Annotated in this window: 7 protein-coding genes; 3 read left to right on the top strand and 4 right to left on the bottom strand. The window is 70.3% G+C overall.

Annotated elements, in window-relative coordinates:
* The first annotated feature begins 32 nt into the window (after window positions 1-32).
* The 3 genes from OG300_RS07775 to OG300_RS07765 are packed head-to-tail and all read left to right on the top strand — an operon-like array spanning window position 33 to window position 1358.
* On the top strand, window positions 33-926 hold the full coding sequence (locus tag OG300_RS07775; RefSeq protein WP_405493615.1) for a helix-turn-helix domain-containing protein: 894 nt from the start codon (window positions 33-35) through the stop codon (window positions 924-926).
* Window positions 923-1114 (top strand): DUF397 domain-containing protein, encoded by a 192-nt coding sequence (locus tag OG300_RS07770; RefSeq protein WP_405493613.1) that lies wholly within the window; start codon window positions 923-925, stop codon window positions 1112-1114. Before OG300_RS07775 ends, OG300_RS07770 begins: the two co-directional genes overlap by 4 nt.
* Window positions 1080-1358 carry a DUF397 domain-containing protein gene (locus OG300_RS07765; RefSeq protein ID WP_405493611.1) on the top strand — a complete coding sequence of 93 codons (279 nt, stop codon included), beginning with the start codon at window positions 1080-1082 and terminating at the stop codon, window positions 1356-1358. The genes OG300_RS07770 and OG300_RS07765 overlap by 35 nt, the downstream gene beginning before the upstream one ends.
* 9 nt (window positions 1359-1367) lie before the next feature.
* Here OG300_RS07765 and OG300_RS07760 read toward each other — a convergent pair whose 3' ends face one another.
* The 4 genes from OG300_RS07760 to OG300_RS07745 are packed head-to-tail and all read right to left on the bottom strand — an operon-like array spanning window position 1368 to window position 24388.
* Entirely contained in the window at window positions 1368-8834 is a 7467-nt protein-coding gene (locus OG300_RS07760) for an amino acid adenylation domain-containing protein (protein ID WP_405493609.1), read from the bottom strand.
* The gene (locus tag OG300_RS07755) at window positions 8831-19204 is read right to left on the bottom strand and encodes an amino acid adenylation domain-containing protein (RefSeq protein ID WP_405493607.1); all 10374 of its coding nucleotides are present in this window, start codon (window positions 19202-19204) and stop codon (window positions 8831-8833) included. The genes OG300_RS07760 and OG300_RS07755 overlap by 4 nt, the downstream gene beginning before the upstream one ends.
* On the bottom strand, window positions 19191-20036 hold the full coding sequence (locus OG300_RS07750; RefSeq protein WP_405493605.1) for a 3-hydroxyacyl-CoA dehydrogenase family protein: 846 nt from the start codon (window positions 20034-20036) through the stop codon (window positions 19191-19193). Before OG300_RS07750 ends, OG300_RS07755 begins: the two co-directional genes overlap by 14 nt.
* Window positions 20033-24388: a condensation domain-containing protein gene (locus OG300_RS07745; protein ID WP_405493603.1), complete on the bottom strand. Its 4356-nt coding sequence runs from the start codon at window positions 24386-24388 to the stop codon at window positions 20033-20035. The genes OG300_RS07750 and OG300_RS07745 overlap by 4 nt, the downstream gene beginning before the upstream one ends.
* Window positions 24389-24393: the final 5 nt, after the last annotated feature.

Here is a 24393-nt window from a genome sequence, read left to right as displayed (position 1 = left end):
AAAGTGCCAACCCGGATAGCGAGGCTAATGAAATGAGCACCGTTTCCCGCAGAGCATTTGGAAAATTCCTCCGCCAGATCCGAGAGGGGGCGAAAGTCAGTGGCCTGTCAGCGGGACTGCACATCGAGACGTCCAAGCAGACCCTGCTGCGGCTGGAAGACGGGATCCCGACCAAGATTGCTACGGCGCAGATAGGTCAACTACTCGACCTGTACAAGGTGGCACCCGAAGTTCGCGCCGAGGCGCTGCGGCTCTGGGGCGAGGTGAGAGAGCAGGCGAAACAGGACAAGCTGCAAGGAAATTCAAAGGGATTCTGGCAGCCCTACTCGGACCAGCTTGCGTCACACTTCCCGCATTACCTGCGTTTAGAGGAGGCAGCCAGCCGCCTCGTCGCGCACCAGCTCGTGCTGGTTCCGGGTTTGTTGCAGACTGCCGACTACCGCCGGGCACTCGCTCGCTTGGAAGTTCCTGGGCTGTCGGCCGTGAATGTCGAACGTCGGATCGAAGTGGCTGAACGGCGACAACTCAAATTGACCAATGGTCGGTTCAGGATCGATGTGATCCTGTCCGAGGCTGTGTTGCGCCACCGGCCAGGCACACCCGCCGTCATGGCGGCCCAGATGCACTGGCTGGCGGAGGCCGGAAGCCGCGACAACATCAGCGTTCGCGTACTCCCGTTCGATGCCGGTCCGCATCAGGGGTTGGCGATCCAGTCGTTCCACATGCTCGAATTCCCGCGCCTGGAAGGCGGTTTGGTCGAGCCGACGGTTGTCTATCTCGAGGGCGCGGTCGGGGCGCTCTACCACGAGCAGGCTGAGGTTGTGGCTCGATATCAGGCAGCGATCACAGCGCTGCAAGCGGTAGCGTTGTCTGAAGACGACACCCGAGACATGGTGTTGAGAGTTGCGAAGGAGCACGCGGCGTGAACAGTCAACCGCCAGTTCGGCAGTGGTACAAGTCCAGTCGATCTTCGAACGCCGCCGATTGCGTCGAGGTTTACCAAGACGGCCTGCGCGTCGGGGTGCGCGACTCGAAGCACCCCGGCGGCCCCGAGCTTTGGTTCACCGGCGCGGCATGGGATGCCTTCCTGGACAGTGGCATTTGGCACGACTGAGACCACGAGACACCCAGCACACAGTGTTGCGTGTTGCGAAGGAGTACGCGGCGTGAACAGTCACCCGCCCGTTCAGGAGTGGTACAAATCGAGCCGATCTTCGAAGGCAAATGATTGCGTCGAAGTGTTCCAGGGTGACGCTGGCGTCGGGGTGCGCGACTCGAAGCACCCCGGCGGCCCCGAACTCTGGTTCACCGGCGCGGCATGGGATGCCTTCTTGGACAGTGACATTTGGCACGACTGATCCTCTGAGTCAGGTGCGCGGAGCCGGGGGTTCGGCGCACAGATTCGCCAGCGTGGCGGTCAATGACGTGACGATGGCATCGATCGTTGCGGGATCGAAAAGTTCGGCGGCGTACACCATTTCGCCGTGGATTCCGGTGGGTTCGCCGTCGGGGGTGTATTCCTCGCGGAGGTTGAGTAGAAGTTCCCAGGGGGTGCGGCGGGCCGGGATCGGGCGGTAGTGGATCGCGAGTTCGGTTCCGGTGGTGGTGATGTCGGTGGATCGGAGGTAGGTGACCATTACCTGGAAGAGGGGGTGGTGGGTTCGGGAGCGGGGTGGGGCGAGGAGTTCGACGAGGCTGTCGAAGGGGTAGTCCTTGTTGTCGTAGGCGGCGAGGATGCGTTCGCGGACCTGGTGGACTAGGTCGGTGGGGGTGGGGGCGGTGGTGAGGTCGGTGCGGATGATTGTGGTGTCGACCAGGCAGCCGACCAGGTTTCGTAGGTTTTCGGTGTCGCGGGCGCTGAGGGCGACGCCGATGGGGAGGTCGGAGCCTGCGCCGTGCTCGTACAGGGCGAGGGCGAGGGCGGTGTGTACCAGCATGTAGGGGCTGGCGCGGTGGGTGCGGGCGGCGTGTGTCAGGGTGCGGTGGGTGGTTGCGTCGAGGTGGATGGGGACGGCGGCTGCGATGTTTTCACGGCGTTCGGTGCGCGGACGGTCGGTCGGGAGCACCGGTTGTGGCGGTAGCCCGTCGAGGGCGGTGCGCCAGTAGCGTGCCTGGCCGGTTCGCACGCCGCCGGGCGTGGCTTGCGAGTCCAGAGACTGCCTCGACCAGAGCGTGTAGTCCGCGAACTGTGGTGCGGGAGCGGGCCATTCGGGTGCCCGGCCGGTGCGGCGCGAACGATAGGCGATGAGCAGGTCGTGCTGAAGGACCGCCAGGGACTCGCCGTCGCCTGCGGCGTGGTGGAGTATCCCGAGCAGGGTGTGGTGTTCGGGGCTCGAGCGGTACAGGCGAATGCGCAGGGGTAGTTCGGTGGTGAGGTCGAAGCCGCGCAGCAGCTCGGAATCTATTGCCTCGGTCAGGGTCTCGCCGTTGGCGGCGTCCAGCAGCTGGAAGTCGGGCTGTACGGAGTCCATGGGCAGGATGCGTTGGATCGGGCCGTCTGCGGCGTAAGGCAATACGGTGCGCAGGATTTCGTGTCGTTCGACCACATCGTCGACGGCCGCTCGCACCGCTGCCACATCCAGGGGGCCGTGCAGTTCGAGTCCGGTGGCCATCAGATAGTCGGGGCGATTGCCGCTGAGGTAGTTCACCGTCCACAGCCGCTGCTGTGCGGGTGCGAGTGGAATGGCGGCCGGGCGGGGCACGGCGGCGAGGTCGGGCCGAAGGTCTTCGGGCGCACGCTGATCGAGGGCTTGTTCGAGGGCGTCCACAGTCGGCGCTTCGAACAGATCCCGCAGTGTCACCGGGACGCCGAGTGTGGCCCGCAGCCCGGCGACGACCTGGATCGCGGACAGCGAGTTGCCGCCGAGCGCGAAGAAGTCGTCGGTCGCGCCGACGTCGGCCACCCCGAGCGCCTGGGCGAACACGGCCGCGATGACCTGCTGCCGTGGTGTGCGCACCACAACCCGCTGCCCGGCAGCCGGTTCGGGCAGCGCGGCGACATCGAGCTTGCCGATGGGGGTCAACGGCAGTTCGTCGAGGGCCACGATCGCCGACGGCACCAGGTACGAGGGCAGCGTCGCGATCAACCTGGTCCGCAGCACGGCGGTATCGACGCTGCCGTCTCCGACCACATAGGCGATGAGGGTTTGCCCGCTCGCGGCCGGGCGCGCCGTGACCGCTGCCGCGCTGAAGGCGGGCTCGCGAAGGATGGCCGCCTCGACCTCTCCGGGTTCGACGCGAAAGCCGTTGATCTTCAACTGTCGATCGGCCCGCCCGAGGAAGTGCAGTATGCCGTCGCTGTCCCAGCGTCCGAGGTCGCCGGTGCGGTACGTGCGCGCCCCGGCCGGGCCGAACGGGTCGGCGACGAAGCGTTCCGCTGTGCGGGCGGGCTCCCGGTGGTAGCCGTCGGCGAGCCCAGCACCCGACAGGTAGATCTCGCCGGTCACCCCGACGGGTACCGGCCGCAGCGCTGAATCCAGTACCGCGGCACGGGTATCGGCGGCCGGAAGGCCGATCGGGACGGCACGATCCGCTGGCATGTCGCCAGGGATCGCGAAGGTCAGCGCGAAGCTGGTGGCCTCGACGGGCCCGTACAGGTTGCGCACCACCGGCGGGTTCGGGCCCCGCCGGACGGCCGCGACGGCGCGCGGGGGCAGCACGTCACCGGCGCACGCGATCCGGCGCAGACCGGCAAGTTCCTCCGGGATCTGTTCGGCCAGCAGCTGGAACAGGCCCGGCGGCAGCATGATCGAGGTGATCCGGCCCGCGCGCAGCACCTCGGTGTAGTCGTGGACGTCCAGGACGCCGGGTCGGGCGAGGGCCACGGTGCGGCCGTTGAGCAGTGGCATCCACAGCTCCCACACCACCATGTCCCAGGTGTAGGGCAGATGCATGAGCGTCCGCTGGTGTCCGTCGCCCTGACCGATCGGGTCCGCGGCGCGCGTCACGATATTGCGGTGGGTGATCTCGACACCCTTGGCCGCGCCGGTCGATCCGGAGGTGAACATGAGGGTGGCCACCACGTCTGCGGGGACGGGTACGTCGAGGTCGCTGTCATCGAATTCGGCTGTCGTGCTGTCGAGTTCGTTCAGAACGAGTTCGGTGCCGGTGAACGCCAGCAGCCGCCGCACGTGGGCGGGCGGGTAGCGATCGCTCAGCGGTACGCACACCGCGCCCAGCTTGGCGATGGCGAGGAAGGTGACGACGAGGTCGACCGACCGTGGCAGCGCGACACCGATCGGGACACCCGCACCCGCACCTCTGCTGCGCAGCCACCGGGCGACCTGATTGGCTCGCGCGTTCAATTCGGCGTAGGTGAGCTCCGCGCCGTCACACCACAGCGCCACCTCGTGCGCGTGCGCCCGGGCGGTCGACTCGAAACACGCTCCGAGACTGCTGTTCTCGATAGAGTTGACCGCGCCACGCCCGATGGTGAGCAGTGCGGTGCGGTGCGCGGGCGGCAGCAGGTCGAGCTGCCCGGTCGGCGATTGCGGGGCGGCCAGCAGCGCCGCCGCCGCGACGAGGATCCGCGACCACAACTCGTCGATATGGGCGAGCGCGTCGATCAGTTCGAGCCGCGCACCGATGCGGAAGGTCAGTGCGCCCGCGGTGGGCTCCACGGTGACGGTCAGCGGGAAGTGTGTTCCACCACGAACATCCACCGATGTCACCCGGAATTCGGCGTCCGGATCGTCGAGCAGGGCGGTGTCGAGGGGGAAGTTCTCGAAGACCAGTGAGGTGTCGAACAGGTCGTCGGTGTTCGCCGCCGCCAGGATGTCGGGCAGTCCGAGATGGTCGTGTTCCATCAACGCCACCCGCTCGCGCTGTATCCGGATCGCGAGCTCGATCGGGGTTTCGGCCGGACGCGAGAGCACCCGCAGCGGAACGGTGTTCATGAGCAGCCCGACCGCGCCGTCCAGGTCGCCGCCCTCACGACCGGAGACGGTGATCCCGAAGACGATGTCCCGACTTCCGGTCAGGTTCGACATCACCAGCGCCCACAGCGCCTGGACCATGGAGTTGAGGGTCAGCCCGTGTGTCGCGGCCTGTGCGCGCAGTGCGGTGACCGTGGCGACGGGCAGGACGTACGTCGCCTCGTCCGGTCGCAGCCACGGCCCTCGCTCAGCGCGCGCCACCTTGCACGGTTCGGCGCCCGAGAGCGCTCCCGCCCAGGCCCGGCACGCCGCGTCCCGGTCCTGTGCCGCCAACCATTTCAGGAACGCGGTGAACGGTGACGCCGGGGGCAGTTCGAGGCCGCGATAGCTCAGCAGCATTTCGCGCAGCAGGATGCCGAGTGACCAGCCGTCGAGGAGCGCGTGGTGGTGGGTCGCCAGCAGGGTGGCGGAGTTCGCTTCGCCGCGCACGAGCGTGAGGCCGAGCAGCGGACCCGTGAGTGGATCGATCTGCGCGTTGCGGACCCTGACCCGCTCCACCGCGCCGTCGGACGACTCCTCGACATCGACTACCCGCCAGGGCAATTCGATATCCGCACGGATCTCGTAGGCCGGTGTCGCACCGTCCACGGTGAACCGGCCCAGCAGGTGTGGATGCCGCGCGAGCACCGCGCGCAGGGCAGTTTCGAGCCGCGTCACGTCGATCGGGCCGTCGACCCGCAACAGGACCTGGATGAGATAGGGGTCCTCACCTGCCCCGCCCTGATACAGGGAGTGGAACAGCAGCCCGGATTGCAGCGGTGTCGCGGGCAGGAAGGTGCGTCCGTCGCGAATGACGAGCGGGCTCGGCGAGACTCGATCCGCGCGCGCGGCGGGTAGCTCACCCATACGGGCCAGTGCGCGAATGCTCTGTTCCCGGAACACATCCCGGGGTGTGATCGCGAATCCGGCGGCGCGGGCGCGTTCGGCGAGCCGGATGGCGAGGATGCTGTCACCGCCCACCGCGAAAAAGCCGTCCTCGACACCGAAGCCCTGATGGCCGAGCACGTCCGCGAACACCGCGTGCAGCCTGGCCTCGGCCGCACCGTGCGGTGCGGCACCGGCGGCGGGCCGGCCGCCGAGACCGAGAGTCCGCAGAGCGTGTTCGTCGACCTTGCCATTGGATGTCACGGGGATGCCGTCCACCGCCACGATGGTGGACGGGACCGCATGTGCGGGAAGCCGTCCCGCGATGGCGGCGCGCACCTCGCCCACGTCGATGCCCGGGCCCGACACGTAGGCGGCCAGTCGCCGGTCACCCGGCCGAGGTTGCACCGTCAGCACCACCGCGGCCCGCACCCCGTCCAGCGCGCACAGCGCGGCTTCGATCTCACCGGGCTCGATCCGGAAGCCCCGGATCTTGACCTGCCGGTCGGCGCGCCCGAGGTATTCCAGTGTGCCGTCCTCGCTCCGGCGCGCCACGTCACCGCTGCGGTACATGACGGTCCCTGCCGGCCCGAAGGGGTCGGCGACGAAGCGAACCGCGGTATGACCGGGGCGGCGCAGATATCCGGCGGCGACGCCCGGACCGGCGATATAGAGCTCGCCCGGAATTCCGGGTGCGGCGGGGCGCAGCGCGGCGTCGAGGACGTACCCGGCCAGATCCGGTATGGCCGTGCCGATTTCGCCGGCAGTGGCAGCAGCGGTCAACGGCGTCCCGGTGGTGAACACCGTCGTCTCGGTGATGCCGTACATATTGACCAGGCGCGGGGACCGTGGATCGTGGCGCGTCCACCACTGGGCCAGCCGCCAGGGCTCGACCGGCTCACCTCCGAACAACACGTACCGCAGTGCGAGCCGGTCGCTGAGATCCGGGCGGTCGGCCTGCGCGTCGACGAGGGTACCGAATGCGGAAGGAGTCTGGTTGAGCACCGTAACCTGCTGTCCCACCAGCAGTTCGAGAAAGTCTCGCGGTGACCGCGCGGTCTCGGCGTCGACGATGACCAGCCGTCCGCCGTGCCCGAGCGCGCCCCAGATCTCCCACACCGAGAAGTCGAACGCGGTGGAGTGGAACAGCGTCCACACATCCTCGGGCCCGAATTCGAACCACGGCCGGGTGGCGGTGAGCAGCCGGACCACATTGGCATGCGTGACGACGACGCCCTTCGGACGGCCCGTCGTACCGGAGGTGTGAATCACGTAGGCAGGCAACCGCGGTGAGCACAGCGGCGCGGGCTCACGCGGTTCGATCCGCGCCGACCCGTCGAGGCGGAGTACAGGTGCGCTCGAAAGCCCCTGCGGCAGTACGACTCCCGCGCCGGTAAGCAGCAGCGCCGGTGATGCGTCATCGACGATCGCCCGCAGCCGCGCTGCCGGATAGCCCGGATCGAGCGGCACATAGGCCGCGCCCGCGCGCAACACCGCGAGGATCGCAACGACGAGCTCCGTCCCACGCGGCAGCGCCAGCCCGACGAAATCCCCTGGGCGGACCCCGGATCCGGCGATCGCCCGGGCCAGCACGCGCGCCCGCTCGTCGAGTTCGTCGTAGGTGAGACGCGTGTCGCCGTGTACGACGGCGACCGACCGGCCGTGCGCGGCCACCGCACGATCGAAGAGATCGACCAGGGTATCGGCGACGTCGGCGGTCGCGGCCGGACCGGCGGGATCCGGTGTGGGCCGCAGCATCCCGAGCGGAAGGTCCTCCGGGGCCACGGCCAGCGCGGCCATGGTCTCGGTGAGTCGCCGCGCGTGTGCGGCGAGGTCGCGCTCGGAGTAGCGCGCCGCGGACGATTCCAGCACCACCGGCAGCGCCGGGTCGCCATTGTCGTAGATGCTGATGTTCAGGTTGTCGGAGCGCCCCGCCGACAGGTGACGCAGGGACGCGGACACGCTTGCGAAGCGCAGGTCCTTCTGCATGGGCAGCACGTTCACGGTGGGGCCGAGCATGCCGACACCGCTCCCGCCCAGGTCGGCGAGCATGTCCCCGTACTGGAAATGCTGGTGGCGCAGGATGATCAGGGATTCGGCGCGCACGGCGGCGAGGAGTTCGCCAACCGTGGCGGCCGGATCGACAGCAACCCGCAGCGGCAGGATGTTCGCGGTCATGCCGAGGGCGTGCCGGGAGCGCTTGGCGGGGACGGCCAGTCCGAGCGTGACCGTGCGCGCACCCGAATCCGCGTGCAGCAGCAGCGCGATGGCGGCCAGCGTCCACACCGGCCACGCGGTCCCGGTGGCATCGGCGCGGGCGCGCAGTGTCTTCCATTCGGCCTCGGCCAGGACCCCGGCGTGCCGTAGGAACCGATCGCCGTCCGCCGCTACCGGCGCGGCCGCGAACTGCGGTGGCGGCTGGGACGCGGCGGCCGTGAGCCGTTCGCCCCAGAATGCCCGGTCGGCGGCGAATCGCGTGGAGGCCCGGAATCTCTCGTCCTCGGCGACCAGATCCGTGACCCGGTCGAAAACGGATGCCCGGACCGGGCGTCCGTCGAGCAGCGCGGTGTAGGTGTCGGCGACCCGTCGCACGAAGGCGGCCGAGGCGGCCCCGTCGAGCACCAGGTGATGCGAGCGGACGAACCACAGCGTGCCGGCCGCGCCCACGTCCAGCAGCCGGTGTTCGAACAGCGGTGCCTGCCGCAGGTCGAACGGCATCTGGAGCGCCGACGCCATGAAACGCGTTGCCGCCGCGAGCGGATCGGTGTCGTCGCGGAAGCTGTCGCGATGCAACGGCCAATCGACCGCCGCGTCCACCACCTGTACGACCGAGCCGTCGGCCTCGGTGTCGAAGCGCACCCGCAGCGACTCCGCGCCCGCGGTGACGAGGCGCAGTGCCCGCTCGAACATCGCCTCGTCGAGGCGGCCGTGGATCTGCACGTAGCCGCCGACGATCAGCGCCTGCCCGGTGTCGTCGAGTTGTTCGGCGACCCAGGCGTGTTGCTGCGCGCGGGTCAGCGGCAGGCGCGCGGTCATGGCAGCTCCTGGATGGTCGCGTGCGGGTCGCGGGCGATGGCGGTCAGCAGGTCCCGCAGAGCGGTGCCGATCCCGGTCGCCTGCGACGCGTCGAAAACGTCTCGGCGATAACCGATTCGGACCTCGAGCTGGTGGCCCGGCTCGACGGTCACCGACAGCGGATAGTCGGTGGCGTCACTGAGTTCCAGCGCGGCGTCGCCCAGGCCGTCGAGGGCGGCGACCGCAGTGGCCAGTGCACCGGGATCCACCGGATAGGACTCGAAGGCCAGCAGCGTGTCGAAGAGGATGTCACGCAGCCCCGCCGCGGCGTGGATGTCGGTCAGTCCGAGCTGGTGATGGTCCATGAGTTCGGTCTGCTCGTCCTGCACCGTGCGCAGCAGCTCGGCCACGACGGTGCGCGCGCCGAATCGCACCCGCACGGGAACGGTGTTGATGCACAGTCCGACAATGGATTCCACGCCCGCCAGCGCGGCCGGGCGGCCGGAGACAGTCGCCCCGAAGACCACGTCCTCGCGTCCGAGTCGCCGGCCCAGCAGGATCGCCCAGGCGACCTGCGTCACCGTGTTGAGGGTGACGCCGATCCGGGCGGCCGTCGCGCGCAGTGCGCCGGTGGTCTCCGCGTCCAGCGACCAGCGGTGGTCTCCGATCGTGACGGTGCCCGCCCGCATCCGGGTGACCGGTGCGACGAGTGACGGCCCGCGCACACCGTCCAGTGCCCGTCGCCACGCGCCGACGGCGGTCGCGCTGTCCCGGTTGTGGTTCCACGCGAGGTAGTCGCGGAAGGACGCCTCGGGCGCGGGCAGCGAGTCCGCGTCGGCGTAGAGCGCCACCAGCTCGCGCAGCACCAGCGGCACCGACCAGCCGTCGAGCAGCAGGTGGTGGTGGGTCACGATCAGCACCGGCTCCGCCCCCGCGACCCGCGCGAGGGTGAACCGCAGCAGCGGTGGACGAGCCGGATCGAATCGCCGGGAGCGCTCCTGCGCGGCCAGTGCCACGAGATCGTCCACGGTGTCGCAATCCACCTCACGCCAGGGCAATTCGACGCTCTCGGGGACCACCTGCACCGGAACGCCCGCCCTGTCGAAGACGAAGGCCGCACGCAAACCGGCATGGCGTTGCAGCAGTCGCTCTGCGGCCTCGCGCAGCCGGTCGCGGTCGATCGCCCCGCCGGGGCGCACCACGGTCTGCACGTTGTAGGCCTCGGCCACGCCGCTGTCGGAGGTCGTGGCCATGGAGTGGAACAGCAGTCCCGGTTGCAGCGGGGCCAGCGGCCACACGTCGGTGAGGCGGCCGTAATCCCGCTCCCAGCGGGTGATGTCGGCGCGGGTCACGTCCACCAGCGCGAAGTCCGACGGGGTGTGCCCGCCCGCGTGTGCCTTCCAGGAGTGTCCGGCAATGGCTTTGAGCGCGCTCACCCACAGCCGCGCCAGGTCGGAGACCGCCGCGCTGTCGAGAAGCGTGGTGGGATAGGCGAATCCGGCGCGCAGTCGCCGACCCGTCACGATCGCGTTCACGTCGATGACGGCGGCCGCGGCGAGGTCCGGGTCGGGATCCGCGCCCGGGGTCGTGAGCAGTTCGGTGCCGGGATCCTCGATGCGGCCCAGGTAATTGAAGGCCACCTGCCCGGGCAGCGCCGCCGGGAGCTGTTGCGCGGTCGCGGGGTTCAGGTACCGCAGCAGCCCGTAGCCGATGCCGCGGTCGGGGGTGGCGCGGAGCTGCTCCTTGACCGCGGTGAGCACCGCGCCGGTCGCGTCGCCGCCGATCAGCGCGCCGTGCAGGTCGAGGCCGTGCAGATCGAGCCCGACCGGGTACTGGGAGGTGAACCAGCCGACCGTGCGCGAGAGGTCCGCGCCCGCGACGACGTGCTCCTCACGCCCGTGGCCCTCCAGCCGCAGCAGCGTGTCCCGGGCGGGCACTCCCTGCCGGGCGCGCCACACACCGAGCGCGAGAGCAAGTGCGGCGATGAGGATCTCGTCGACGTCGATGTGGAAGCGCGCGGTGACCCGGCGCAGCAGCGTCTCGGTGATGACATCGTCCACACCGACCTCGACCACCGCCAGCACCGCACCGGTGTCGACGGCGGGATCCAGTGGGCGGGAGCCCAGCAGCGGATCCGGTGTCGCGCACGCCCGCTGCCAGAATTCGAGTTCGGCGACCCGGTCGGGTGTGTGCGCGGCCTCGAGGAGTCCGTGTGCCCAGCGGCGCATGGAGGTGGCGACCGGATCCAGTTGCGGGACAGCGCCCTTCGCATCCATGGCGAGGGCCGCGTGCAGATCGGGCAGCAGGATGCGCCAGGAGACGCCGTCCACGGCGAGGTGGTGCACGGCGATGATCAGTCGGTCCGGCACGGTGCCCCGCTCGGCTGTGAGCCGGACGAACTGTGCCATCACCCCGGCGGCCGGATCGAGGCGATCGAGTGCGGCATCGGTTTCCGCCGCGACGAGTGCTCGCAGGGCATCGGGATCGGCGGTGTCATCGAAGGTGGTGGCGTGCACCAGTGCCGAGGCGTCCAATGCGGGGGCGACATCGAATCGCCAGCTGCCGGAGTCGTCGCGGAACAGCCTGCCACGCAACATATCGTGACGTTCGATCACCGCCGAGACGGCCGTGATGAGAGCGTGCGCACTGGTGTCGGCGGGCAGTTCGACGGTGAGGGTCTGGGTGAACCGCCGGAAGCCGCCGCCGCGTTCGGTCAGCCACCGGGCCACGGGCAGCAGCGGCAGCTCGCCGACCCCGCCGCCCGGCAGTTCCGGCAGCGCGCCGTGGCCATCGCCCGCGTCCGATGTCCGTGCGACCCGGGCGATCCCGGCCACCGTGCGGTGTTCGAACACTTCGCGCGGCGTGAACCGCAGGCCGAGGGCCCGTGCGCGGGCGGACAGCTGGATGGAGATGATGCTGTCTCCGCCCAGCGTGAAGAACGAGTCGTCCAGACCCGGGCGATCGATGCCGAGTACCTCGGCGAACAGGTCGGCCACCAGGTGTTCGGCGGTGGTGTGCGGGGCGCGGTCCGAGCGCGGCGACACGACCGGGTCGGGTAGTGCGGCCACGTCCAGTTTGCCGTTGGCGGTGAGCGGCAGCGTATCGACCACCATGATGGCGGCCGGTCGCAGGTAGGCGGGAAGGCGCTGTGCCAGGTGCGTTTCCAAGGCCTCGACCTCGAGTGCACCGGCGGGTATCACGTAGGCGATCAGGCGGGTCGATCCGGATGCCGCGGCCCGGGCCACGACGATCGCGCGGGTCACCGAGTCGTGTTCGAGCAGTGCGGCTTCCACCTCGCCCGGTTCGATGCGATAGCCGCGGATCTTCACCTGTTGGTCGCCGCGTCCGAGGTATTCCAGCTGCCCGTTCTCGGTCCAGCGGGCCAGGTCACCGGTGCGCAGCATGCGCTCGCCGGGCCCACCGGACGGGTCGGCGACGTAGCGCTCGGCGGAGGTCGCGGGCCGGGCGTGGTAGCCGCGGGCGAGCTGGGTGCCGGTGAGATAGACCTCGCCGCGGACGCCGATCGGTGACGGCCGCAATCGCGAATCCAGCACCCGCACCGTCGTTCCCGGCAGGCCCCGGCCGATGACGCTGGAGCGCGCCGAGTCGGCGTACGCGCGGTCGACCGCGAAGTGGGTGGAGTAGACGGTCGCCTCGGTGATGCCGTACAGGTTCCAGAGTCGAGCCTGCCCGGCGTCCGCGTCGAACCACCCGTGCAGGCCGCGTGATTGCAGGGCTTCGCCCGCGAGGACGAGGTGCCGCAGCGCGGGCACGGCGGCCGGGCGCAGTCCGGTGTCGAGCAGCGCACCGAAGGCGGAGGGGGTCTGGCACAGCACCGTAATGCCCTCGCGGACCAGGAGTTCGGTGAATTCCTGCGGTGAGCGGGTGAGCTCGGCGTCGACGATGACGAGAGTACCGCCGCTCAGCAGCGAACCCCACATCTCCCAGACCGAGACATCGAAGGCGGGCGAGTGGAACATGGTCCACACATCGGCGTGGTCGGTATCGATCAGCGTCCGCGTCGCGGCCAGCAGGTCGACGACATTGCGATGTGTCACGCTGACGCCCTTGGGACGCCCGGTGGATCCGGAGGTGTAGAGCACGTAGGCGAGGTTGTCCGGATCCGGCACGGGCGCAACGAGTTCGGTTTTCCCGGTCAGGCCGATGTCGTCGAGTATCAGGACCGGATAGTGGTCACCGGGCAGTGCGGCCCGGTCGGCCGCCGTGGTGAGCACGCATGCCGGCTTCGTCTCGCCGAGAATGAATTCGAGGCGCTGCGGTGGGCTGCCGAGGTCGAGCGGAACATACGCCCCACCGGATTTCAGCACCGCGAGCAGCGCCACGATCAGCTCCGTGGATCGCGAAACCGCCACTGCGACGAGGGATTCCGGTCGAGCACCGGAGGCAACCAGCACGTGGGCCAGGTCATCGGATCTCTCGTCGAGGTCGCGATAAGTCAGTGTCCGGTCGCCGTATCGCACCGCGACGGCCTCCGCCTGCCGGGCCGCCTGGGTACGGAAGAGTTCGACAAGTGTCATCTCCGTCGTCGGTGCGGCCGGGCGCTGCCATTCCAGCATTCGGTCGCGCTCGACTGCACCGGCCGGGTCGATTTCGGCCGCAACGGTATTCGGGTTCGCGGCCAGCTCCATCAGCACCCGCGTCAACCGCTCCCCCAGCCGCGACACCGTCTGCTCGTCGAACAGCTCGGGCCACCAGCCCGCCATGATGTGCAGGCGATCGGTCAACCGGACGGTGAGCGTCAGCGCGTAGTGCGTCGCCTCCGCAGATCGGACGTCCCCGATCGTCAAACCGGCGTACGCGCGGGCATCCGAGCGCAGGGCGGCTTCGTCGACGGGATAGGTCTCGACGACCACGAGCGTGTCGAAGAGGTTCGGCTCGCCGATCCCGCTCTGCGCGATGATGTCCGGCAGGCCCAGGTGATGATGGGCTCGCAGCGCGAACTGCTCGCGCTGGACCCGCCGCAGCAGCGCGCCGACGGATTCCCCCGGGACCAGCCGAACGCGCACGGGGATCGTATTGATGAACAGCCCGACGATGTTCTCCACGCCCGCGAGCTCGGCGGGGCGACCGGAGACGGTGGTGCCGAACAGGACATCGTCGCGATCGGTGGTGCGCGCCAGCAGGATCGCCCAGGCCGCCTGCACGACGGTGTTCATCGTGACCTCGTGCTCGGCGGCGAGTCGGGTCAGCGCCCGGGTCTGCGCCGGATCCAGATCGAAGGCGCGCTCGCGGGGCACTCCGGTGGGGGCGTGCACCGAGACGGTGTCGGCCAGCAGCATCGGGGCGGTGATCCCGGCCAGGGTTTCGGCCCACACCGGCCGTGACCGCGAATCGTCCTGGCGGGCCAGCCATTCCAGATAGCGCCGGTAGGGCGGCGGCGGTTCGATGGTGAGCCCGGCGTATTCGGCCATGATCTCGCGCAGCAGCAGCGGGATGGACCAGCCGTCGAGGAGCAGGTGGTGACAGGTCACGGCGAAGCGGGTGCGGCCGTCGTCGAGGCGCAGCAGCAGGAAGCGCAGCAGCGGTGGCGCGGTGAGGTCGAAGGGCAGCAGCCGTTCGGCCTCGAGCGTCCGCACGTCCGCACCGGTCGCGGCGGGCAGTTCCAGCTCGCGCCAGGGCAGGACCGCCGCGGCGCTGACGATCTGCACCGGGGCTCCGGCCGCGGTCACCTCGAAGGCGGTGCGCAGGTTGGCATGTCGGGCCAGCGCGGCGTCGGCGGCCGATCGCAGCCGGGCCGTGTCGACCGTGTCGTGCAGGTCCACCACCAGCTGGATGGTGTACACGTCGACCGCGTCGGGATCGAACAGGGCGTGGAACATCATGCCCGCCTGTAGCGGCGTCGCGGGCCACACGTCGGTCAGGGCCGGATACCGCTGTTCCCAGCCGTCGATGTCGCGCTGCGCGACCGTCGCGAGCGGGAAGTCGGACGGGGTGTGCCCACCGCCGGTGTCGGGTGTGCGCGCGTGCCGCACCACCGCGTCGAGCGCGCTGCGCCACAGCTCGACGAGTTCCTCGCCCGCCGCCGTGCCGAACAGTCCACGCACATAACCGAATCCGGTCACCAGCCGCCCACCCAGCACGATGGAGTCCACCTCGACCGCGCCCAGCGCGCCGCGGCGGGCGTCGGGACGAATCGCGGGCATGCCGAATTCGGTGCTGGGCAGGAAGCCGAGTCCGGTGAGTTCCGTCGGAATGTCGAGGCCGGTGATGTGCCCGAAATAGTTGAACGAGATCTCGCCCGGTTCGTGCGGGGCCAGCGCGGCGGCGGTGTCCGCGTTCAGATATCGCAGCAGGCCGTAACCGAAGCCGTGCCGCGGCGTCACCCGCACCTGTTCCTTGACGGCCTTGAGCGCCAGCGCCATGGCCGGGCCGCCGTCGAAGGCGTCGTCGAGGTCCACGCCGGTGAGATCCAGCCGGGCCGGGACCAGGGAGGTGAACCAGCCGACGGTGCGCGACAGTTCGGCTCCGGGCACCGCATCCTGTTCGCGGCCATGGCCTTCCAGGCGCAGCAGCACCGAGCGCTCGGTCTCGCCACGCCAGGACCGCCAGCGGGTCACCGCCAGCGCGAGCGCCGTCAGCAGCGCGTCCGCGACGCCGATCCGGTAGCGCTGCGGGAGGAGGGTGAGCAGGGCGGCGGTCTCGTCCGCGCCGAGTTCGACCGAGGTGTGCGCGATATCGGCGGCCAGATCGCGGCGGGGGTCGAAGGCGCGGTCACCGAAGGCCGGGGCGGGGCCCTCGACGATCTCGCGCCAGAGCGGCAACTCGGCGGTGAGCGCGTCGCTGTGCGCGGCCTCGGCGAGCGCGTGCGCCCAGCGGCGCATGGAGGTCGCGGCCGCGGGCAGCCGCGGCGTGGCTCCGGAGGCGACCGCCGCCCACGCGGCGATGAAGTCCGGCAGCAGGATTCGCCAGGAGACGCCGTCGACGGCGATATGGTGCGCGGCGATGACGAGCAGGCCGGGGGCGGTGCCCGAATCCGGTGTCAGCCAGACGAATCGCAGGACCGCACCGGTGGCCGGGTCGATGCGATCGACGGCGGCGTTCAGCTCGGCTTCGGCCAGGGTCCGCAGGTCCGCGGCCGGGAGCTCGGCGGCGTAGCGGACCTGGTGGATGAGGGCGTCGACATCGATGCTGCCCGGTGGCGCGACCTGTAGACACCAGTCCCCCTCGACGTCGCGGCCGAGGCGTGAGCGCAGCATGTCGTGGTGATCGATGACCGCGGTCAGGGTGGAAACCAGTGCGCCACGGTCGATTCCGACCGGCAGGTGCAAGGTCATCGACTGGCAGAAGCGGTCGAATTCGCCGCCGCGCTCGACCAGGAACCGCACGATCGGGGTCAGCGGCAGATCGCCTGTCCCGCCGCCCGGCAGTTCGGCAAGCATCGGGATCTCTTGTCCGCCATCGGTTTCGGCGACGGCGGCCAGCCGGGCGACGGTGCGGTGCTCGAACACCTGCTGCGCGGTCACCGTGATGCCGTGCGCGCGGGCCCGCGACACCAGCAGGATCGACATGATGCTGTCGCCGCCGAGCGCGAAGAAGGAGTCGTCCACCCCGACCGCGTCCCGGCCGAGCACCTCGGAATAGGCGGCGGCGAGGGCGATCTCGGCGTCCGAGCGCGGGGCGCGGAAGACCCCCGTCTCGACATCGGGGGCGGGCAGGGCGTTGCGGTCCACCTTGCCGGTCCGGGTCATCGGCAGCGCGGGCAGCGCGATGATCGCCGCGGGCACCAGGTGTCGCGGCAGCAGGGTCCGCAGCCGCTGCTCCAGCGCGCCCGGATCGATGCGGTGCCCGGCGGCCGGGGCGGCGTAGGCGATCAGGCGGCCGCCGCCGCCCGCGTGCACGACGGCCACCGCCTGGGCGACGGATTCCTGTGCGGCGAGCACCGATTCGAGCTCGCCGAGTTCGATGCGCACCCCGCGCAGCTTCACCTGGAAATCGGTGCGACCCAGGTACTCCAGCTCGCCGTGGCCGGTCGAGCGCACCAGATCACCGGTGCGGTAGAGCCGCCGACCCGGTTCCCCGAACGGGTCGGCGACGAAACGTGTCGCGGTGAGGCCCGGTTGGCCCGCGTAGCCGCGCCCGAGCATCGGTCCGCCGAGATAGAGCTCCCCCGGCAGGCCCGCCGCGACCGGTCGCAGGCACGCGTCCAGGACGTGGGTGCGAACGTGCCAGCCGGGCGCACCGATCGGCACCCGGCGGGGACTGTCCGCGCCGACCGGATGCCTGGTGACGACGACCGTCACCTCGGTCGGGCCGTAGAAGTTGTCGAAGACGGCGCCGGGCGCGATGCCGGGCAGGGCTGCTGCGAGCGCGGGCGTGATCTGCTCACCGCACAGCAGCACCCGGCGCACGCTGGCCGCCATCGGTGCGGGCACCGCCTGCCGGTGCGCGGCGAGGGTGGAGGGCGTGAACTGGACCGTGGTCACCCGGTGCTCGGCGAGCACCCGGGCCAGCTCGTTCGGGTCGCCGTGCGGACCGAGGCCCTCGATCACCAGTCGTGCGCCGACGGTCAACGGCCACAGCACTTCCCACAGTGCGAGGTCGAAGGTCAGGGTGGTCTTGCGCACCACGGCGTCGGTCTCGTCGAGGCCGTGCAGGTGTTGCATCCAGGCCAGGTGGACGCAGGCCGTGGCATGCACGATGGCCACGCCCTTGGGCTGCCCGGTCGAGCCGGAGGTGAACGAGATGTACGCCAGGTTCTCCGGTCGCAGTGGTGCGCGGCGATCGGCGTCGGTGACCGGGGCGGCGGAGGCGGCGGCCGTGTCGAGGTCCTCGAGGTGGATCACCCGGATGCCCTCGGGTGCGTCGAATCCGTCCCGGCGCGTGGTCAATACGAGCAGCGGCCGCGCGATCTCGACGACGAGGGCATGGCGGGAGCGCGGATGCTCGAGATCCAGCGCCAGATACGCGCCCCCGGCGGCCAGCACCGCGTGCACCGCCACGACCTGCTCGAAGGACGAGTCGAAGGCGAGCGCGACCAGCGTCTCCGGTCCGACGCCGAGCTCGATCAGCATGCGCGCCAGCCGATTCGCGGCGGCGTGCAGTTCCGCGTAGGTCATGCGGGTGCCGTGTCCGACGAGCGCGGAGGCGGCTGGTGATCGGGCGGCCTGCTCGGCGAGCAGGTCGACAAGGGTCGTGGACGGCAGGACCGTGTCGGCGGGAGGCACGCCGAGCAGGCACTCGATCTCCTCCGGGGCGGCGAGATCGATGCGAGCGAGGGGTGTGTGCGGTGCGCGGGCCAGTTCCCCGAGCAGTCGGATCAACCGGTCGCGGTGCGAACGATGCACGCCGCCGACGGCGATCCGCCAGCCGCCGACCGCCTGATCGTCGACGCACACGGTGAACCCGTCGCCGTGCGCGAAGCGTTCGGTGACCGACGCCGAACCGAGAGTCTCGATCGCGGCACCACCGAGCATGCGCACGGCCAGCGGCCACTGCCCGTGCACCGGCGAATCCGCCCACGGCTCATCGATATCGGGGATGAAGCGGTGTCGGCGGGCCTTGCGCAGTTCCCGGCCCACCTGCTTGGCGACGGTGACGAAGTTGACCTGCGCCGTGATCGGAATCCGCAGCGGCACAGCGGTTTCACCGGTGTCCAGGGCGATCACGCACTCCCCTGCCAACGCGGTGCGAGACGTGTAGACCGCCAGGGCGGCCAGTAGCACCGCGGGCGCACCGCCACCGCAGGCGCGCGCGATCCTGGTGAGTTCCGCAGACGACTCGATCGTCGTCCACACCGCGCCGTCCGCGGGCTCGGCGAGATCGGTGGCGAGCGGTTCGGGGCGGGCCGCCTCGGCGAGGGCGTGCTCCCAGTGGTCGCGGTCCGCGGACCAGGTGCCCGATTCACGGTATCGGCGTTCGTTTTCCAGCCGCTCCGCCCGCGACTCGACCGGCGTGGTCGCGCCGGGCGTGCCGCCGAGCAGGTCACGCACGCGGGCGAGGACGAGCAGCGCGCCTGGGTGATCGTTGACCAGTCGGTGATAGCGCTGGTACCAGCCCAGTCGCCCGTCCGGGTACCGGAAGACCGCCTGCCGGTGCAGCGGGCCGCGCGCCACATCCATGGGGCGGGCGCGTTCCCGCTCGATCCACTCGGCGATGTCCTGGCCCGGATCGGTGACCTCGACGCTGGGCACGGCGGCCGGGTGCTCCCGTACCCGGAGCTGCCCCTCGTGCTCATCGAATGTGCTGTGCAGCTGCGGAAATTCGGCCACGGCGGTGTCGATCGCCGTGCGCAGGCGTTCCGCGTCCAACGGGCCGGACAGTTCGAGATACAGATCGACGTAGCGGTCACCGGCGGCCAGGGCGGCGCGCTGCGCGTCGGTCGGGGCCTGCGCCGCGACCGTCTCGGCGCGGGTGGGCTCAACGATAGTCATGGAATCCTCGTCCGGTCTTGCGGCCGAAATGGCCTGCGGCGACGAGCGTCGCGAGGGTGTTCGGGATGCGGTAGTGGTCCTCGCCGGTCTCGCGCCGCAGCACTGCGAGGGTGTCGGCGACGTTGTCCAGTCCGATCAGATCGGCGGTGCGCAGCGGGCCCATGCGGTGACCGAGGCAGCGCTCGAACAGGGCGTCCACCGTCTGCGCGTCGGTGCCGGTGTCGAGGGTGTCGGCGGCCTGCGCGATGCTCAGCATGAGCAGGCGGTTGATGACGAACCCTGCCCGGTCGCCGACGATCAGGGCTTCCTTGCCCAGCGTGGTGAGCAGGGCGAGCGCGCGGGCCATGGTGTCGTCCGAAGTGTGTTGCCCGCGTATGACTTCCACCGCGTCGGTGAGCGGAGCTGGATTCATGAAGTGCAGGCCGAGCACCCGGTCGGGGCGGGCGGTGGCGGCGGCCAGCCGCGCGATGGGGATGGCCGAGGTCGCGGAGGCCAGCACGGTGTCGGTCGGGCAGTGGCGGTCGAGTGCGGCGAAGAGCTCTTCCTTCAGTTCGATTCGCTCGACCGCGCATTCGATGACGAACTCGACCATGCCGAGGTCGTCGATGCGATCGGTCCAGCGCACCCGGCGGGCCGCTCCGAGCGCGGTGGCCCGGTCGCCGCGGCCCAGCAGCAGTGCCAGGCGCATCGCCTCGTTCAGGCCCCGGCGCGCCCGCGCCACGGCCGCCGGATCCGGTTCCACGACAACGACATCGCGGCCCGCCTGCGCCAGGCACTGTGCGATGCCCGCACCCATGGTGCCCGCGCCGATCACCGCCATCACTCCGGTCATCGGGTCACCTCCGCTTCCTCGATGCAGCGCACCGCGATATCCGGCACCGGATCGTTCGGCGTCTGCGCCGAGCCGTGCAGCAGCCCGGTCAGGTCCGACAGCATCTGTTGCGCGTTCGATTCGTCGAAAAGTTCGGTGGCATAGGTCAGTTCCAGCACCGCGGGGTCATCGGCCGACCGGCCGAGCGCCAATTCGGTTGTCTGCGGCGGGCTCTCGCCGAACCAGATGGCCGCCGTACCGGTCGCCGCCGCCGGTGCGGCCAGCGCCGAGACCGCTCGGGCGAGCAGGTCGGCGGCGGTCGGCTCGTCGGCGAGGTCCAGTCGCGCGGTGCCGCTCGCCAGCGCGACGGTGACCTCGTCGGAACCGGAGTACCAGCTCAGCAGTGCCGCCCAGGCGGTGAGCAGCTCCGCATCGCCCGGTGCGGCCGCGAGCCGCTCACACACCGTCCCCGGCGTGTACCGGACCGGGCCGGCGCCACGTGGGCGATCGGTCGGAATATCCAGTGTCGCTTGCAGTTCCGTGGTCGCGGGCGCGGTGGTCAGGAGCTCCTCGATCGAGCGATCCGATGCCGACGCCACGACCTCGGCGAGGAGCTCGAGGTAGGTGGCCGCGAATCCGGCGGCGGTGCGCCGGGTGAACAGCTCGGTGCTGTATTCGAAGCAGGCCAGCATGTCGTGGTCGTCGGTGCGGTCGTAGGTGATCAGGCTGAGGTCGAATTTCGCGGTGCCGGGCGGCAATCCGCCGAAGGCGTTGTGAATGGAGTGTTCGGTGTCGAAGAACTCCACCTCCCCGCCGGTGAGCGGGTTGGCCGAGGCGGTGCCGGTGAGGTCCTGGTGGACGTAGAGCACATCGAACAGCGGCGTGCGCGACAGGTCGCGCTGATCGTCGAGCGCGTTGACGAGGCGCTCGAAGGGCAGTTCCTGATTCTCCAACGCGCCCAGCACGATCGCGCGCACCCGTTCCAGCAGATCGCCCACGGTCGCCGGTCCGGCGAGGTTGGCGCGCAGGGCGACGGTGCTGTTGAAGTAGCCGATCAGGCCCTCCAGCTCGCGACGGGTGCGCCCGGTGGTCGGGGTGCCGACAACCAGGTCCCGCTGACCGCTGCGCCGGGCCAGCAGCAGGTAGAAGGCCGAGAGCAGCACCACGAACAGCGACACCGACTCCCGCCTGGCGACCGTGCGGGCTCCGGCCAGCAACGCCGCGGACACCGTGAACGGTTCCAGCGCACCGGCGAACGTCTTGTGCGCCGGTCGCGGGAAGTCGGTGGGCAGCCGCAGTTTCGGCGCGCCGCGCAGCAGGTGCGTCCAGTACTCGAGCTCGTGGTCGAGCGCGCCCGAGTCGAGCCGCTCGCGATGCCAGTGCGCGTAGTCGCGGTAGCGGATCGGCAGCGGCGGCAGCTCCGCGACGCGCCCCTGCTGTCGGGCGGCGTAGAGCTCGGGGATCTCACGGGCCAGGATTCCGGGCGTCTGGCCATCGGTGACACAGTGGTGGCACACCAGTTGCAGCACATGGGTATCGGCGGCGAGCTCGACCAGCAGGACCCGCAGCATGGGGTCGCGGGCGAGGTCGAAGGGCCGGACCGCGGCCGCCCGGATCAGCTCGCGGGCGCTCGCGGTCGGATCGGGCGCGCCGGAGACATCGACGACCCGGAAGAAGTCACCGAGCGCGGGCCGTACCCGCACCACCGGCAGGCCGCCGTCCTCGACCAGGTTGTAGCGCAACGGTTCGTGCCGCTGCGCGAAGTCCTCGAACGTACCCCTGATCACGTCGACGTCGATGGGCCCGCGCAGCACGTTGACGACCGGATAGTTGTAGAGCATGGTGTCCGGCACCAGCTGATGGTGAAACCACATGCGTTCCTGCCCGGGAGACATCACCAAGGCATCGGTCCGGGTGATGGCGGGCAGTCCGCGCGGGCCCCGGCTCATCTCCGAGGTCGAGCGCGCGCCTTCGCTGAGCAGTTCGGCGAACTCCGCCACCTTCGGCCGCTCGTAGAGGTCCAGGAGTCGCGGGCGGAAGCCGAACGCCTCCTCGACCCGCTCGACCAGTTGCACCGCGATGATGGAATTGCCGCCGACGTCGAAATAGTCGTCGTCCAGGCCGATTTCGGCGTCCGCGTAGAGCAGTTCGCGCAAGGTGCCGCGCAACCAGTCGGCCGCATCCGCCGGTACCGCCGGTACCGAATCCTGTGGTGTCGCGACCGGGGCGGCCGCGATCTCGGCGGGCCGGGCCGCATCGGGCAGGTCGACCCAGCAGCGGACACCGTGCATGGGGTGGCCGGGCAACCGCACCCGGCGACCCCCCTCACCGTGCACGTGAGTCCAGTCCAGGTCGACGCCGCGCTCGTAGAGTCGGCCCAGGATGCCGAGTGTTGCCGTGGAATCGGTTGGGCCGAAAAGGATTTCCGCGTCGGGGCGATCCGCGAGGTCCTCGGCGAGGTAGCGCCCGAGCATGCCGTCCGGGCTGGGGTCGACGAAGACGACCGGACCTTCCCGCAGCATCATGCCCGCCGCCGCTCGCAGCCGCGATCGATCCACCGTGGGAGTCCCTGCGGCATCGCGCAATTCGGCCGGGTCGACCTGCGCGCGCGAGCCGAGCAGATAGCGGGCCGCGAACCTCGACACGCCGCCACTGAGTACCGCCACGAACCGGATGCCTACGGCATGCAGCCGATCGTGCACCGCGAGCTGTGCCGCGAGCAGGTCGGCCGTATCCCCGGTCGCAGGCAATTGATCGGGTAGTGCGACGCGGACCTGCCCGATCGGCCGCGCATCGGGTGAAAGCAGCAGCGCCACCCGGGGCACGACCGGCGCTGCGTTGACGGGATCGGCTGCTGCCCCTCGCCTTTCGAGGTGCTCGGCGAGTTCGGCGGTGTTTCCAGCAACGACCGCGACGCGATGTCCGAAGTGGGCACGACCCCGCCCGAGGGTGAACGCCACGTCCTCGATGTCGACAGGGTTGTCCCCCAACTGCTTCGCGAGGCTGCCGCACAGTTCGGCGAGCGCGCTCGTCGTCCGCGCCGAGACCCCGATCAGCCGGGGCAGTGGTTCCGCCTCGACGGCAAGTGTTCTCACCACCGGGCCGATGTCCGGGGCCTGCTGCACGACGCAGTGCGCATTGGCCCCGCCGAGGCTGTAGGAGCTGACGCCCGCCAGGCGCGGACCCGCACCGTGCCACGGACGCCCGGCGGTGACCACCTCGAGGTGGGCGGCGGCCAGGTCCAGATCACCGGTGGGACGGTGGAAATGCAAGGAGGGGAACAGTTCTCCGCCCGCGACCGACAGGATGGCCTTCACCAGCCCGGCCACCCCGGCAGCATGGTCGAGGTGACCGATATTGGTCTTCACCGATCCGATCGGCAGGGTGCCGTCGTGGTCGGCGAACGCGGTGCGCAGGCCTTCCAGCTCCACGGCGTCACCCAGCCGGGTGGCCGAACCGTGGGCTTCGAGGTATCCGGCGGCGCGGGGATCGACGCCGGCCTTGCTCCAGGCGCGCGCGATCACCCGGGCCTGCCCGGCTGCGCTGGGCGTGCTGATGGTGACGGCGGCATGTCCGTTGTGCAGTACCGCGCTGCCGCGGATGACCGCGTGGATCGGGGCCCGGTCGGCGCGAGCCCGCGCCAGGGTGGTCAGCAGCAGCGCCGCGCCGCCCTCGCCGGGGACGGTGCCGTCGGCGTCGGCATCGAAGGCGCGGACCCGGCCGCCGGGCGAGGCGATCTCGCTCACCGTGCTCGCCGACCACGCCGGAGCACCGTGCACCCGCACGCTGACCCCGCCCGCCAGCGCGTAGTCGGCGTCACCGCCGCGCAATTCGCGGCAGGCGTGGTGCACGGCGATCAGGGAGGCGTTGCAGCCGCTGTCGACCGCGTAGCAGGGGCCGTCGAAGCCGAGCAGGTGCGCGATGCGGGCGGGAACGCCGAAGGGCAGCGTGCCCAGCATCGCGAGCGGGCCGGGATCGACGGCCATGGCGTGGTAGCTGGGCAGCGGCGCGCTGAACACCACGGCGGTAGTGGCCGCGCGCAGGGTTTCCGGTGCGTATCCGGCATCCTCGATGGCGCGATACGCCAGCTCCAGGGCGATCCGCTGCTGCGGATCCATCAGGGCCGCTTCACGTTTCGACAGGCCGAAGAACGCGTAGTCGAAGACGTCGATATCGGTCAGGTGACCCATGGGCAGGTATCGGACGCGACGGTCCAGGCCGGTCGCCTCGGCCCGGGACTCCGGCATGGCACCGATGGAATCCCTTCCGGTCGTGAGGTTCTCGCGGAACTCGGCGAGATTCGCCGCGTCCGGGAAGCGCGCGCCGATGCCGATGACGGCGATGTCGTCATCGCGTAGAGCAGGTGCGGTCACGATGT

The organism is Nocardia sp. NBC_00511 (assembly GCF_045161165.1).
Taxonomy (GTDB): Bacteria; Actinomycetota; Actinomycetes; order Mycobacteriales; family Mycobacteriaceae; genus Nocardia.
The sequence above is the reverse complement of the archived record's forward strand: the minus strand, read 5'-3'. Positions and strand labels throughout refer to the sequence as shown.